This window comes from Streptomyces sp. NPDC058295 (assembly GCF_042880655.1).
GTDB lineage: Bacteria > Actinomycetota > Actinomycetes > Streptomycetales > Streptomycetaceae > Streptomyces > Streptomyces coriariae.
The window spans coordinates 190787-205204 of the sequence record NZ_JBHVYO010000003.1; the positions used below are offsets into that span (position 1 = coordinate 190787).

The 14418-nt window shown below is 72.5% G+C and carries 10 protein-coding genes; 4 read left to right on the forward strand and 6 right to left on the reverse strand.

Features of this window, described 5'->3' with window-relative positions:
- Positions 1-31: 31 nt before the first annotated feature.
- The gene (locus tag ACFVYS_RS04920; protein WP_389498893.1) at positions 32-3118 is read right to left on the reverse strand and encodes a glycoside hydrolase family 2 TIM barrel-domain containing protein; all 3087 of its coding nucleotides are present in this window, start codon (positions 3116-3118) and stop codon (positions 32-34) included.
- Between the two features lie 299 nt (positions 3119-3417).
- Between ACFVYS_RS04920 and ACFVYS_RS04925 the strand changes: the two genes are divergently transcribed.
- Positions 3418-5787 carry a SpoIIE family protein phosphatase gene (locus tag ACFVYS_RS04925; RefSeq protein ID WP_389498895.1) on the forward strand — a complete coding sequence of 790 codons (2370 nt, stop codon included), beginning with the start codon at positions 3418-3420 and terminating at the stop codon, positions 5785-5787.
- A gap of 72 nt (positions 5788-5859) precedes the next feature.
- Complete coding sequence (locus tag ACFVYS_RS04930; RefSeq protein ID WP_389499102.1) at positions 5860-7155, forward strand: arsenic transporter; 1296 nt, start codon at positions 5860-5862, stop codon at positions 7153-7155.
- Between the two features lie 9 nt (positions 7156-7164).
- Here the strand turns inward: ACFVYS_RS04930 and ACFVYS_RS04935 are convergent, their stop codons facing one another.
- Positions 7165-9180, reverse strand: coding sequence for an RICIN domain-containing protein (locus ACFVYS_RS04935; RefSeq protein ID WP_389499103.1), 2016 nt, complete (start codon positions 9178-9180; stop codon positions 7165-7167).
- 278 nt (positions 9181-9458) lie between these two features.
- On the reverse strand, positions 9459-10445 hold the full coding sequence (locus tag ACFVYS_RS04940; protein WP_389498897.1) for a helix-turn-helix domain-containing protein: 987 nt from the start codon (positions 10443-10445) through the stop codon (positions 9459-9461).
- A 68-nt stretch (positions 10446-10513) separates the two neighbouring features.
- Here ACFVYS_RS04940 and ACFVYS_RS04945 point away from each other — a divergent pair, with 68 nt between their 5' ends.
- On the forward strand, positions 10514-11338 hold the full coding sequence (locus ACFVYS_RS04945) for a phytanoyl-CoA dioxygenase family protein (RefSeq protein ID WP_389498899.1): 825 nt from the start codon (positions 10514-10516) through the stop codon (positions 11336-11338).
- A gap of 81 nt (positions 11339-11419) precedes the next feature.
- On the opposite strand, the gene ACFVYS_RS04950 is transcribed toward ACFVYS_RS04945, so the two are convergent.
- The 3 genes from ACFVYS_RS04950 to ACFVYS_RS04960 all read right to left on the reverse strand — a co-directional run bounded on the left by ACFVYS_RS04950 (position 11420) and on the right by ACFVYS_RS04960 (position 13462).
- A complete protein-coding gene (locus ACFVYS_RS04950) occupies positions 11420-12388 on the reverse strand; it encodes an aldo/keto reductase (protein ID WP_389498901.1) in 969 nt (322 codons plus the stop codon).
- Positions 12389-12475: 87 nt separating this feature from the next.
- A complete protein-coding gene (locus ACFVYS_RS04955) occupies positions 12476-12991 on the reverse strand; it encodes a flavoprotein (RefSeq protein ID WP_389498903.1) in 516 nt (171 codons plus the stop codon).
- 9 nt (positions 12992-13000) lie between these two features.
- Complete coding sequence (locus tag ACFVYS_RS04960) at positions 13001-13462, reverse strand: nuclear transport factor 2 family protein (RefSeq protein ID WP_389498905.1); 462 nt, start codon at positions 13460-13462, stop codon at positions 13001-13003.
- A 116-nt stretch (positions 13463-13578) separates the two neighbouring features.
- Here ACFVYS_RS04960 and ACFVYS_RS04965 point away from each other — a divergent pair, with 116 nt between their 5' ends.
- Complete coding sequence (locus ACFVYS_RS04965; protein WP_389498907.1) at positions 13579-14160, forward strand: TetR/AcrR family transcriptional regulator; 582 nt, start codon at positions 13579-13581, stop codon at positions 14158-14160.
- Positions 14161-14418 lie beyond the last annotated feature (258 nt).

Below are 14418 nucleotides of genomic sequence, written 5' to 3' on the forward strand. Positions count from 1 at the left end.
GCCGGTCAGGCCGGTCAGGCGGTCAGCCCGGTCAGGATTCGAGTTTGGTGATGCGGACCGCTCCTTGGGGTGTGCCGGGTGCGCTGCTGGTCAGGGTCAGTCGCAGCCTGGAGCCGCGGACCGGGTCGAAGGTGAGAGCCGTCGGCGCGTCCGAGGCGGTGGCCCAGTCGACGGTCGCCCCGGTGACCGGCACATAGCGCTCGCCGTCCCAGACCTCCGCCTCGACTGCCGCGGGCAGGCTGTGCGTGGCGTCGACCGTGAAGGACAGCTCCACCCGGTCGAAGTCCCGGGTGCGCCCGTAGTCCACCGAGACCCAGTCCCGCGGCCGTGCCCCGCCGAAGGCGGGCAGCAGGGCGGTGGCGGACTTGGCGAAGGCGTTGGACCAGCCGGTGGCGGGGTCGCCGTCCAGCAGCGCGGTGGGCAGCGTGTCCGGGCGGCCGGAGTAACTGGCGTCCGCGTAGGGGAGATTCGCCGGCGCCGGCAGGTCGGGAGTGAAGACGGCGGGCGGAGTCGTCGCCTTCGAGCGGGCCGGCGTGGTGCGCACGGTGGTGGTGCCCTTGCGCAGCCCGTCCACGCGGGCGGTCACCCGCAGGGCGCCGGCCCCGGTTCCGGAGCGCACGATGGCGAGGACCTTGCCGTGGAAGGCGGTGCGCGTGGCGGACTGATAGCGCTCGGCGCTCTCCTGGCGCCCGTTGTCGAGGCCGGCGAGGGAGCCGCCGCTCACCTCGAAGGAGAGGAGGTGTTCGGCGTCGGGCACCACGGTCCCGTGCGCGTCGACCACGTCGGCGGTGACAAAGACCAGTGACCGCCCGTCCGCGGGAAGGGACTTGCGGTCCGGGGTGAGGCGTACGGAGTGCGGGGCGCCGGCCGTGCGCAGCACGTCGGTGGCGACCGTCCTGCCGCCCCGGCGGGCCACCGCCTTCAGTTCGCCCGGCCGGTAGGGCACCCGCCAGGTCAGGTGCAGCTTGCCCGCGCTGCCGTTCGGACTGGTGTAACTGCCGGGGTAGGGGCCGGTGGTGAAGGTCTTGTCGTCGCCGGTGGCCTCGGTGGTCTCCAGGTAGGCGCGGCCGTCGACGGTCCTCTTGGTGTCGAACTTCCGTATGCCCAGGGACTTTCCGTTGAGGTACAGCTCCACGGTGTCGACGTTGGAGTAGGCCCACACCTCGACCGTGTCGCCCGCCTCGTGGTTCCAGGTCATCGGCAGCAGATGGACCATCGGCTCGTCGACCCACTGGCTCCGGAAGAGGTGGTACATGTCCTTCGGGAACCCGGCCGTGTCGACCGCGCCGAAGAAGGACGCCTTCACCGGGAAGACGTTGTACGGGGTGGGTTCGCCGATGTAGTCGATGCCGGACCACAGGAACTGACCCGTGAACCATTTCCGGTCGCGGTCCTTCTTGTGCCCGTACTCGCCGCTCATCGTCCAGGAGGCGAGGTTGTTGTCGTAGGAGGAGGTGGCCCGCCTGCCGGGGGTGTGGTTCTCACCGGTGTTGAGGTGCTCGGGTTCCTGGTAGGTGCCGCGGGTCGAGGTCTCCGAGGACGACTCGGACTCGAAGAGGAACAGGTGCGGGTAGGTCGTGTGCAGGACGTCCACCGACCTGGCCGTGTTGTAGTTCAGGCCGAGGCCGTCCAGCTTGGCGAGCATCAGGTCGGCGGCGGAGCCCTTGGCGGGCGGGGTGCGGTACTTGTCCGAGCCGATGATGAGCGGACGGGTGTCGTCCGCGGCCCTGATCGCGGTGATGATCCGGTCCGCCATGGCGAGACCGGCGGTGGAGGTGGAGTCGGTGATCTCGTTGCCGATGGACCACAGCAGGACGGCGGGCGAGTTGCGGGCCGCCAGCACCATCTCGGTGGCGTCCCGCTCGCACCACTCGTCGAAGAACCGCCCGTAGTCGTACCGCGTCTTGCCGGTCTTCCAGCAGTCGAAGGCCTCCACCAGCATCACGATGCCCAGCTCCTCGCAGATCCGGATCATCTCCGGCGACGGCGGATTGTGGGAGGTGCGGAAGGCGTTGACGCCCATGGACTTCATGATCGTCATCTGTCTGCGGACGGCGTCGACGCTGATCGCGGCGCCGAGCGCGCCCAGGTCGTGGTGCAGGTCGACGCCCTTGATCTTGGCGTACCTGCCGTTGAGGTGGAAACCCTCGTCCGGGTCGAAGCGGAAGGTGCGGATGCCGAACGGGGTGCGGTAGGTGTCGGTGACCCGGCCGGCGACCCGCAGCTCGGTCTCCAGGGTGTAGCGGTGCGGGGTCTCGAAGTCCCATCGCCGCGGGCCGGTCACGGTGAGTTCCTGGGTCTGCGTGGCCCGGTCGGCGACGGCGAGCGTGGAGGAGGTGCGGGCGACGGTGCGGCCGTTCGGGGCGAGGACGCGGGAGACGACCTCGACGTCCGTGCTCGCGCCGGACGCGTTCGCCACGGTGGTCGCGACCCGGACCACGGCCCGTTCGTCGGTGACCTCGGGGGTGGTGACGTACGTGCCCCACCGGTCCACGTGCACCGGTTCGGTGACGACCAGGCGGGCCTCGCGGTAGATGCCGCTGCCGGAGTACCAGCGGCTGCTCGGGAGCCGGTTCTGCACCTTGACCGCGATCACGTTCTCGGTGGTGCCGTCGGTGTGCAGCAGGTCGGTGAGGTCGAAGGCGAAACCGGTGTAGCCGTAGGGGTGGTGGCCGACCTCGGTGCCGTTGCAGTAGACGTACGAGTCCATGTAGACGCCGTCGAACTCGACCGAGATCCGCCGGCCGGCGTGGCCGGGCGGCAGTGTGAAGGCGAGGCGGTACCAGCCCAGGCCGCCGGGGAAGAAGCCGGTGCCGCTGGTCGTGCCGTTCTGCGTGGTGGGCGTCTGCTCGATGCTCCAGTCGTGCGGAACCGCCACCACACGCCAGGTCGAGTCGTCGTGGCCGGGGTCCGCGGCGTCCGCGTACTGGCCGGTCGGATCGGTGATCCCACCGGGGTTGACCAGCGCGAAGCGCCAGCCGTCGCGCAGCGCGACCGTGCGGCGGCCGGATGCGCGCACTGCGTCCGCGGCGGCCTGTGCCGCCGGTGTGCCGAGGAGCGCTCCGGCGGCAGGTGCGGCCGCGGACGCGAGAAGGACCGATCTGCGAGTGACCGTCATGGTCGGCTCTCCCTCATCAGGAACCAGAAGTACTCACAACTGATCGTTAACAAACAGAATCTGACGACGGGCCGCTCCTGCCCGTCAAGGGGCCGGACGCGCCCGCCCGCTCCGGCGACGGACCGGGCTCCCTCACCCGGGGATCGCACGGGATCGACCGGTTTCAGCCCTTGACTCCGACGGGAACTCGCTGTTCAGCCGAGCCCTGGGGGTTCCCGTCCGCCGGGGAGCGGGACACACTAGGCTGGAACGGAAGTGACGTACCTGTTCACTGTGAGTGTCCGCGATGGAGTGCCGAGATGAGCCCGGAGTATCCGTTCGACGAGGCTGCGACGGCCCGGGCGGTCGTCGACGACTCCGGCGCGCTGATCGGCTGGAACGAAGGCGCCCAGGCCCTGCTCGGCTGGACCCCGGCCGATGTCCTGGGCCGGCCCGCCACCGAACTGCTGGCCGACGGGACACCCGACTTCACCGGCACCCGCTGGGACGGAACGGTCACTTTGCGCCACCGTGACGGCCGCCCGGTCCGGGTGTGGCTGCTCGCCCACCGCCTCCCCGACCGGACCGACGACCCGGGACAGTGGCTCGTCGTCACCCCGCTCGCCGGGGGCGGAGCCGACCCGTCGGACGCCCTCCTCGCCGCGGCGGGCCTCGTCCAGTCCCCCTGCGCCATGGCCGTCTACGACGAACGGCTGCGGCTGCGCCGGCTCAACGACGCGATGCGCGAGGTCATCGGACTGCCCGAGGAACGGGTCCGGGGGCTGCGGCTCGCCGAGATCGGCGGCGGACCGCAGAGCACGGAGCTCGAACAGCACATGCTGCGCGTGCTCACCAGCGGCCGGCCGCAGGACGTGCAGACGTACATCCACACCGGCGGCGAGTCGCGGGCCCATGCCTGGCTGGCCCGGATGTCGCCGGTCGTCGACGCCGACGGCCGGGTCCGGGGCGTGTGCCTGTCCGCCCACGACTTCACCGAGAACTACCTCGCACGCGAGCGGCTCCAGCTGGTCAACGAGGCCAGCGTGCGCATCGGCAGCACCCTCGACGTCATCCGGACGGCTCAGGAGCTGGCGGAGGTCTGCGTGCCCGCGCTCGCCGACTTCGTCAGCGTCGACCTGCTCGACCCGCAGGACGGCGGGGAGCCGCCGAGCCGGTTCGGCCCGCCGGTGGGGCTGCGGCGTGCCGCGCACCACTCGGTGAACGCCGGCAGCCCGGAGGCGGTGGCCAAGCCGGGCGAGGTACAGCAGTACCCGACCGGGTCGCCGCAGGCCGACTCGCTGGTCGCGGGACACACCATCATCGGCTCCCCGGCGGGGGGCGGTCTGGACGCCTGGCTCGCCTGGGACCCGGCACGCGGCGCCCGGGTGCGGGAAATCGGCATCCACTCCACGATGTCCGTGCCGATCCAGGCGCGCGGTATGACACTCGGCGTCGCCGTCCTCACCCGGTTCCGCCGGCCGGACCCGTTCACCCCGGACGACGTACTGCTGGCCGAGGAGATCACGGCCCGGGCCGCCGTCTGCATCGACAACGCCCGCCGGTTCTCGCGCGAGCGCGAGACGGCCCTCGCCCTCCAGCGCAGCCTGCTGCCGCGCTCCCTGCCCCGCACCCCCGCCGTCGACGCCGCCTCCCGTTATCTGCCGGCCGCCCGCGCCGGGGTCGGCGGCGACTGGTTCGACGTGATCCCGCTGTCCGGGATGCGCGTCGCCATGGTCGTCGGGGACGTTGTCGGGCACGGCATCCAGGCCTCGGCCACCATGGGAAGGCTGCGTACCGCCGTGCGCACCCTCGCCGACATCGACCTGGCCCCCGACGAGCTGCTCACCCACCTCGACGACCTGGTCGTCCGGCTGTCGGAGGAGGCCGGCGCCGAGGGCAACCCCGGCGAGGTCGGCGCCAGCTGTCTGTACGCGGTGTACGACCCCGTGTCGCGACGCTGCACGCTGGCCCGGGCCGGGCACCCCCCGCCCGTGGTGCTGCGGCCGAACGGCCCGGCCCGCCGGGTCGAGCTGCCGGCCGGTCCCGCGCTGGGCCTGGGCGGGCTGCCCTTCGAGTCGGCCGAGCTGGAACTCGCCGAGGGCAGCGTGCTCGCCTTCTACACCGACGGCCTGATCGAGTCCCGCGAGCGGGAGATGGACTCCGGTCTCCGGCTGCTGAGCGAGACTCTGGCGGCGTACGCGGACTCCCTGGACGAGACCTGCGACCGGATCCTGCACGCCCTGCTCCCGCCCGGTGGCGCCGCCGACGACGTGGCCCTGCTGCTCGCGCGCACCCGGGGCCTGCCCGCCTCCCAGGTCGCGACCTGGGACATCCCCGCCGACCCCTCGCTGGTCGCGCCGATCCGCAAACAAGCGGTCGACCAGCTCTCCCGCTGGGGACTGTGCGAGGCGTCCTTCACCACTGAGCTGGTGGTGAGCGAACTGGTCACCAACGCCATCCGCTACGGCGCCCATCCCATCCGGCTCCGGCTGATCCATGACGCGACCACGCTGATCTGTGAGGTGTCCGACACCAGCCACACCGCCCCGCACCTGCGCCGGGCGAAGACCTGGGACGAGGGCGGCCGCGGCCTGCTGCTGGTCGCCCAGCTGACCCAGCGCTGGGGCAGCCGGCACACCCCCGAGGGCAAGACCATCTGGGCGGAGCTGAACCTGCTCGACGAGGAGTGAGGCGGCCTCCCGGTCACTTGGCGGGCGTTTTACCCGGGCGTGTTTTCATGGACGGGCACCCGGACCAGCTCCCTGGGCGGGCACCGCCGTACCCCGCTCCCGGAGATCCACATCAACGCCCCGCTCGCCGAAACGCTGTCCGTCGTCCTGCTCGCCGCCGCCCTGGGATGGGCCGTGCTGCGCCCCGCAGGGCGGTCCGAGGCACTGGTCGCCGTCCCCGCCGCCGCACTGGTGATCGCCCTGGGGGCGGTCTCGCCGGAGCACGCGCTGGCGGAGGCCGAGCGGCTGGGGCCGGTCGTCGGCTTCCTCGCGGCGGTGCTGGTGCTGGCGCACCTGTGCGACGTCGAGGGCCTCTTCACGGCGTGCGGGGCGTGGATGGCCCGGAAGTCGGCGGGCAGCCCCCGACGCCTGCTGGTCGCGGTGTTCGTGCTGGCCTCGGTGATCACCGCCGTGCTCAGTCTGGACGCGACCGTGGTGCTGCTGACACCGGTGGTGTTCGCCACCGCCGCCCGGATGGGGGTGCGCGCCAGGCCGCACGTCTACGCCTGCGCGCACCTGTCGAACACCGCTTCGCTGCTGCTGCCGGTCTCCAACCTCACCAACCTGCTGGCGTTCGAGGTGAGCGGCCTGAGCTTCACCCGGTTCGCCGCCCTGATGGCCTTGCCCTGGGTGGTCGCGATCGGCGCCGAGTACCTGGTCTTCCGGCGTTTCTTCGCCGACGACCTGCCGGCCGCCGAGCCCGCCGCCGACGACGGCCCGGCGCCCGAGCTGCCGCTGTTCGCGCTGGTCACGGTCGCCTGCACGCTCGTCGGGTTCGTGGTGGCGTCCGCCGTCGGGGTCGAGCCGGCCTGGGCCGCGTTCGCCGGCGCCCTGGTCATGGCCGGACGTGCGCTGGTCCGGCGGCGGGTGACACCGGTCGCCGTGGTGCGGGCCGCCGCGCCGGGGTTCCTGGCGTTCGTGCTGGCGCTCGGCATCGTGGTGCGCGCGGTCGTCGACAACGGACTCGACGACGCGCTGCGGCATGTCCTGCCGGACGGCTCGGGGCTGCTCGCCCTGCTCGCCGTCGCCGCGCTGGCCGCCGTCCTGGCCAACCTGATCAACAACCTGCCCGCGGTGCTGGTCCTGGTGCCGCTCGCCGCCCCGGCCGGGACCGGGGCGGTGCTCGCCGTGCTGCTCGGGGTGAACATCGGCCCGAACCTCACCTACGCCGGATCGCTGGCCACGCTGCTGTGGCGGCGCGTGGTGCAGGCGCGTGAGGAGCGAGTCGGGCTCGGGGAGTTCACCCGGCTGGGACTGCTCACGGTGCCGGCCGCGCTGGTCCCCGCCGTCGTGGCCCTCTGGGCCTCGCTCCAGGTGGTCGGCGTCTGACCGCCCGGGTCAGTTGCGCCCGCCGCCGAACCCGGAGCCCGAGCCGTATCCCCCGTATCCGCCGCCGTACCCGGAGCCGCCGTAGCCGTACCCCGAGCCGCCGGACGAGCCCGGCTGGCCGCCCCACGAGCAGTAGTAATAGGTGTAGTACGAGCAGGACGTGGTGGCGGAGTTCGAGGAGGAACTCGTCGGGCTCGTGGTGGTCGGGGCGGCGGACGGCGTCGGCGTGGACGCCGGGGGCTTCGCGGCCTTGGGCGTCGGGGTCGCCGCCGGGGCGTCCGAGGAGGTGCTGTCGGCGCCCCAGTTGACGAACTGCATCTGCGGGTCGGGCTGCGAGGTGTCGATCACCCAGCGCTGGGCGGCGCTGTCCACCCGGTTCTTCAGGACGAGGGCGCCCGATCCGTCGGTGGCGGCGGGCGCCAGCGCGAGGTTCTGACCCGAGCGCGGGACCAGCGTGCCCTGCAGCGTGAAGTCGTACCGGACGTTCTTGGGGTCGGGCTGGGAGGCTCCCGCGCACGGGGCCAGCCGCACCGAGAAGCCCAGGTGGGAGTCGAGACACAGATCGGCGTTGGCGGCGCTGCGCACCAGCCCGTCCGGTTCGTACGACCACTGCTGGCCGGCCACGGAGGAGCAGGCGGCGAGTTCGGTCTCGGCGCCGCTGACGGCCTTGGTGCCGACGATGCCGATGCACAGCCCGGAGGCCACGTTGTGCAGCCGGCCGCGCAGGGTGCCCTGGCCGTCCTCACCGACGTCGACCCAGGACGGGTCGGAGGTGGCCGTGTCCGTCCCGGGAACCGGGGTCTTCGCCGACTCGCTGCCGGCACCGGGCGCGGTTCCGTCCCCGGAACCGATGGCGGCCCACACGCCGAGCGGCAGCACGACAAGTCCGCTCACGGTCAGCACGGCGGCGGCGAGATTGCGGCGGCGGGCGCGGCGGGCCGCCTTCTGGGCCGAACGGCTCCCTCCGGGACGGGAGTCGGCGCCGGGCACGGCTCCGGCGCGCGCGGCGGCACCCACCCGCGATCCGAGGCGGGCGATCGCCCCCGCACGCAGCCCGGCGCGGGGGTTCGGACCGGTGTCGGCTCCGGCTCCGGTGCCGGACGTCGCGGGGGTGGGGGTCCCGTCGGTGAAGGCCTCGCCCGAGTAGCTCCGGGGCTGCTCCGCGGGGGTCTCGCCGGATTCGCCGTCGCCGGCCATCCTGACCTCCACGTAGGCCGCGGCGGCCCAGCCCAGGATGCCCTCGGCCAGGGCGGCGCCGAGCAGACCCTCGAACTGCCGCAGCTGGTCGGCGGTGTGCAGACAGTGCCGGCACCGCTCCAGGTGGCCGCGCAGATCGGGGTCCAGGTCGGCACCGCCGCGGCGGCAGGTGACGTCAAGGAGCCGGTCGTAGCGGTGGCACTCGTCGTCGGTGGCGAGTTCGCGGTGCACCTGCAGGCACTCCTCGCGCAGCCGCTCGCGGGCCCGGCGCAGTTCGACCCGGGCGCCCTCCTCCTCGAGGCCCAGCAGTCCGGCCGGGACCGCCAGGGGCTCGGCCTCGACCTCGACGTGCCAGAGCAGGCAGCGGGCGGACTGCGGCAGCCGCTGGAACGCCCGGGACAGGATGCGCCGGTTGAGCGGCGGCAGCAGCCGGGCGACGGCGCGGTCGCCGTCCTCGCCCTCGGAGCGCAGCGCCGGGTGCAGCAGGTCACGGCGGCCGTCGGCGTCCCATTCACCGGCGATGCGGCGCACGGTCACCAGCAGATGGGGGCGCCACGCGGCGGTCGGCCCGTTCTGCCGCAGGCTCTCACCGAAGAGCCGGGTGAAGGCGGCCGTGGTGAGCATGCCCGCCGCGCGCTCGCCGTCGGTGCACAGCCGTGCGTAGGCGAAGGCGGCCGCCCAGTGGCGGTCCAGCAGCTCACCGACGGGATGCAGTGCGGGTGACGCCCCCGTCCACTTCTTCAGCTCGGAGCTCAGCTGTTCGTCCGTCGCGTCGAAGCGGCGCGCCGAAGGGGAATTCGACAGGCCTGCGTCATTCACGGTCTGCATTCCTTCCGGGGGCATGCGTCATAAAGTCCATACCATCGGGTATGCGATCCCGCCCACGAAGCGGGATCGACTCGCACAGGGTTCGGCACCTCGAACGTCCGCGGGGGGGTACCGCTCTTTTGAAGCGTGGGGGGTGTGAACGGGAGGTGTCTCGCGCGCACCGGGGAAATCGTTGTCCGAGCGCCGACAGGGCTCACCTTTGCACAGCCGGACCAGGCGGAACAAGAGATCTCGCGGTTTCGTGCATTGCATGCGGGCCGAATTATCTTGACGAAACGTCAACGGCGGAACCCCTGTGGGGTGGTCACTGTATCGGTGTCCCTTTTGGTGCCCCTTTTCCACGTGCCTTTCGGGACGGTAATTGCCGGGCGCATTCCGTCTCGGTACGCGCCCGGCGGTGTGCCGTGGCGGGCCCGGAAGACGCGGCTGAAGTGGAACGCGCTCGCGAAGCCCGAGGCCGACGCCACGCGTTCCACGGACAGGTCGGTGCCCTCCAGCAACCGGGCGGCGTGACTCAGTCGCGTCTCGAGCAGGTCCCGCATCGGGGAGCGGCCGACCTGCTCCGTGAAGAGATGGGCGAAGCGCGACGGCGACAACGCGACCTCCGCGGCGAGCGAGCGGACGGTGTGCGGGGCGCCGGGGTCCGCCGCCATCCGCGCCTGTGCCCGGCGCACGCGGTCGTCGAGGCCGGGCGGGGACGCGGGAGGCCGGGCCGAGGCGGCCGCCAGCAGGACGGCCTCCTCCAGCCCGCACAGGGCGAGTTCCCGGGCGGCGGAGCCACGGGCGACCACGATCCCCAGGTCACCGGCCGGCGGTTCGGCGCCGGTCCACCGGGCGTCGGCGTGCAGCCGCCGCCAGGCTCCCGCCATCCGGTCGTGCAGCGTGGCCGGCACGGGGCCGACGGCGTACAGACTGTCCGGGCCATCGCCGATGGCGTAGGGGCGGAGCCAGGGTGTCCAGGAGGGCCGGGCCTGGCAGTGCGCCCACCAGAACCGCCAGTGGCGGGCGCCGGGTTCGACGGCGTAGGCGTGCGGGACGCCCGGCGCGAGCACCACCAGGTCGCCGGCGCCGGCCCGTACCTCGCTCCCGCCCTGGCGCAGCCGGCCGCGCCCGCCCGTCGTCCAGGTGAACAGCCAACTGTCCGACCCCTGGGGCCGGTCGACGCCGTACCCGGCGTCCTCGTCGAAGTGACCGACCACCACCAGGCCGGGCGGCGGGGAGGGATCCACGGGACCGGCAGTCCTGGGCAGGTCGTCAGCACGCATGGGCATCCTCCCGGGGAGTGCGTCGGCCTAGCGTGGCGGTCGAGACCAGTGGACCGAGGAGGGCAAGTATGACCGTCACGGACACCGGCGCCGCCGGGGCACCCGTGCTGACCCCGGCGGGGCTGCGGCAGTACCGGGAGGACGGCTTCACCGTCGTACGCGGGCTGTTCGGGAACGACGAGGTCGACCGGTTGTGTGCCGAGTTCACGCGGTTGCACACGGCCGGGCGGCCGGTGCCCGGCCATTTCGAACCACGCCCCGGCGCCGCCGACCCGCTGCACGCGTACCCGAGGGTGATGCACCCGCACGAGATCAGCTCCCTCGCCCGGCAGGTGCTGCTGGACGCGCGGCTGCGGAACGTGTTGGAGCAGCTGCTCGGCGAGGAGGTGCTGGCGGCGCAGAGCATGTTCTATTTCAAGCCGCCGGGCGCCCGGGGTCAGGCGCTGCACCAGGACAACTTCTATCTGCGGGTCGAGCCGGGCACGTGTGTGGCGGCCTGGCTGGCCTGTGACGTGATCGACCGCGAGAACGGCGGGCTGGAGGTCGTGCCCGGCACCCACCGGATGGGGCTGTTCTGCCCCGAGGAGGCGGACGTGGAGGTGTCGTTCGCGCGCGAGTTCGTACCGCCGCCGCCCGGGCTCGCCGCGGTGCCGGTCGACATGGAGCCGGGTGACGTCCTGTTCTTCAACGGCAGCCTGGTGCACGGCTCGGGGCCCAACCGCAGCGGGGAACGGTTCCGGCGGTCGTTCATCGGGCACTACACCGGGCAGTCGGCGCGGCGGATCGGCCGGTACTACCGGACGGTCTCCATGAACGGTGAGCGGGTGCCGCTGGCGGTCAGCGAGGGGGCGGGGCCCTGCGGTACCGAGTTCGCGCCGCGGGGACCGCATTAGCGCTCCGCCCGCCGGGTCGCTCTTCGGCTGCCGGCGCGCGGAGGCTGGTCGCGCGGTTCCCCGCGTCCTGACGGGGCGTTCTCAGTGGCCGGCGATCGGATGGGGCCTGTAGGGCTCCTCCAGTTCGGCCAACTCCTTTTCGGTCAGGGTCAGTTCGGTGGCGGCCACCGCGTCCTCGAGGTGGTGGGGCTTCGCGGCGCCGATGATCGGGGCGGTCACCGTGGGCTGGTGGAGGAGCCAGGCGAGGGCGACCCGGGCACGGGGGACGCCCCGGTCGGCCGCGATGCGGGTGACCGCCTCGACGGTGCTGCGGTCGCCCTCCGGGTAGAGGGAGCCGCCGAAGCCGTCCGTGGAGCTGCGGCCGGTCTCGGTGCCCCAGTCACGGGTGAGGCGGCCGCGGGCCAGCGGGCTCCACGGCAGTACGCCGACGCCCTGGTCCGCGCAGAGCGGCAGCATCTCGCGCTCCTCCTCGCGGTAGAGGAGGTTGTAGTGGTTCTGCATCGACACGAACCTGGTCCAGCCGTGCCGCTCGGCCGTGTACTGCATCTTGGAGAACTGCCAGGCGTACATCGAACTCGCCCCGATGTACCGCACTTTGCCTGCCTTCACCAGGTCGTGCAGCGCCTCCATCGTCTCCTCGACCGGCGTATGCGGGTCGAAGCGGTGGATCTGGTACAGGTCGACGTGGTCGGTGCCGAGACGACGCAGACTGTGGTCGATCTCGGACAGGATCGCCTTGCGGGACATCCCGGCGCCGTTGGGTCCGGGCCGCATCCGGCCGTGCACCTTCGTCGCGAGCACGATCTCGTCGCGGCGGGCGAAGTCGCGCAGGGCCCTGCCGACGATCTCCTCGCTGGTGCCGTCGGAGTAGACGTTCGCGGTGTCGAAGAAGGTGACGCCCGCGTCCAGGGCCTGCCTGATGAGCGGGCGCGACGCCGCCTCGTCGAGGGTCCACTCGTGCGCGCCGCGGTCGGGGACTCCGTAGGTCATGCAGCCCAGACAGATCCTGGACACGTCCAGACCCGTCGCACCGAGCTTCACGTACTGCATCGCGGCCGCTCCTGACATCGGTGTGGGTTCAGAAGTGGAGCGTACGACGGTCCGGCCGGACGGGCGGGGCCGAGCGGCCCGCCCGACTCATTCGATCAGGTCCAGCGCCCGCTCCCAGTCGAACTCCTCGCCCTGGTCGCGGTCGTAGGGGTGCCCGAAGCGGACACCCATGCCGCGCAGCCGTATCAGAGCGTCCTGGTAGGCGGGGTGGCCCGCGAGGGTCTCGTTCACGCAGGGCAGGACCCCGATGGGGACGCCCAGCCCGGAGACCTCGCACAGGGTGCCCAGGGCGAGGGTGTCGGCGATGCCCGCCGCCCATTTGTTGATGGTGTTGAAGGTGGCCGGGGCGACGACGACCGCATCGGGCTCGGGGAACGGCCGCGGGTCGCCGGGGCGCCGCCAGGCGGAGCGGATCGGGCGCCCGGTCCGTGCCTCGACGGCGGCGGTGTCGAAGAAGCCGTTCATGGCGTGGGGCGTCGCGATGACGCCCACGTGCCACTCCCGTTCCTGGGCGGCGGCGATCAGCCTGCCGACGTCCGCGGCGATGCCGGCGGCGCAGACGACGACATAGAGAAAGGGCGGCTGTTCGTCCTGTTCGGTCACCCGCGCACCCTACTGAAGCGGGAAGGACCGCCCTCGTTCGGCCTCGGGGCGCGGCCCGTGGATCCGGCGGTCCGCCTCCTCGATCGGCACGTCGTTGATGCTCGCCTCCCGGCGGGTCATCAGTCCGCGCTCGTCGAACTCCCACAGTTCGTTGCCGTAGCTGCGCCGCCACTGTCCGGTGGCGTCGCGCGACTCGTACTGGAAGCGGACGGCGATGCGGTGGCCGTCGTGGGCCCAGAGGTCCTTGCGGAGCGCGTACTCGTGCTCGCGGGCCCACTTGGCGGTGAGGAACTCGACGATCGCGGCACGGCCGGTGAGGAAGGTGTCGCGGTTGCGCCAGACCGAGCCCTCGGAGTAGGCGAGGGCGACCTTGTGCGGGTCGCGGGTGTTCCAGGCGTCCTCGGCGGCCTGGACCTTCCGGGCCGCGGTCTCCCGGGTGAAGGGCGGCAGGGGTGGACGGGCGTCCGACATGGCGTCTCCTGAGCTCCGGAGCTGTGGAGAACGAACGTTCTCCGGCTTGGCTGCTAACGTAGAGAACGCACGTTCTCCCGTCAAGGAACCAGCAACCCGAGGAGCGGTGGTCGCCCGTGGACAGCGCAACGGCCCGTGAGCAGGCGCTCGACGCCGCGGAAAAACTGTTCTACGGGCGCGGCGTGCAGTCCGTCGGGATGGACGACCTCCGGGGCGCCTCGGGGGTGTCGCTCAAGCGCCTGTACCAGCTGTTCCCGGCCAAGGAGCAGTTGGTGGAGGCCTACCTGGAGCGGCGCGACGTGCGCTGGCGCGGGCTGCTCGCGGAGTCCGTCGCACGGCGGGAGGACCCCCGGGAGCGGATCCTGGCCGTGTTCGACTGGCTGGCGCAGTGGTTCGGCGAGCCGGACTTCCGCGGCTGCGCCTGGATCAACGCGTACGGCGAACTGGGCGCGACCTCGGACCGGGTGGCACGTCAAGTACGGGCCCACAAGCGGGCGTTCCGCGAATACCTCGGCGCGCTCGTGGCCGACGCGGGGCTGCCCGACGCGCTCACCGGGCCGCTGTTCCTGCTGGCGGAGGGCGCGATGGTGACCGCCGGGATCAGCGGCGGCGGCGCGGCCCCGGCGACGGAGGCACGCGAGGCGGCGCGGCTGCTGCTGGACCGAACCGGGGCCTCGGGTCCGGCCGGGGGCAGCTGACCACCAGCCTGGCCGGGCCCGACAGCCGACGGAGGAAGCGTCGGGGCAGCGGGCGCCGAAGGTCGTCTCCATGAGCGCCGCGCACCGGAGCCGCGCTCGGGCCCGGGTTCGAGATGATGCCCTTGCGCACGTGGCGGAAGGCGTCGAGCACAGCGAGGACACGTGGCCGGGGCACGAGCGTCAACGAACCGTCGGCCTCGAAGCGGGCGTCCGCCAAGGTCGCCCCGATGTCGAAGAAGAGCACGGTCATGGTGGGCC

Excerpts from the sequence above, each read along its gene's own strand:
- ACFVYS_RS04920 (WP_389498893.1), bottom strand. The coding sequence starts at position 3,118 with ATGACGGTCACTCGCAGATCGGTCCTTCTCGCGTCCGCGGCCGCACCT.
- ACFVYS_RS04950 (WP_389498901.1), bottom strand. The coding sequence starts at position 12,388 with ATGCAGTACGTGAAGCTCGGTGCGACGGGTCTGGACGTGTCCAGGATC.
- ACFVYS_RS04940 (WP_389498897.1), bottom strand. The coding sequence starts at position 10,445 with ATGCGTGCTGACGACCTGCCCAGGACTGCCGGTCCCGTGGATCCCTCC.
- ACFVYS_RS04960 (WP_389498905.1), bottom strand. The coding sequence starts at position 13,462 with ATGTCGGACGCCCGTCCACCCCTGCCGCCCTTCACCCGGGAGACCGCG.
- ACFVYS_RS04925 (WP_389498895.1), top strand. The coding sequence starts at position 3,418 with ATGAGCCCGGAGTATCCGTTCGACGAGGCTGCGACGGCCCGGGCGGTC.
- ACFVYS_RS04945 (WP_389498899.1), top strand. The coding sequence starts at position 10,514 with ATGACCGTCACGGACACCGGCGCCGCCGGGGCACCCGTGCTGACCCCG.
- ACFVYS_RS04935 (WP_389499103.1), bottom strand. The coding sequence starts at position 9,180 with ATGCAGACCGTGAATGACGCAGGCCTGTCGAATTCCCCTTCGGCGCGC.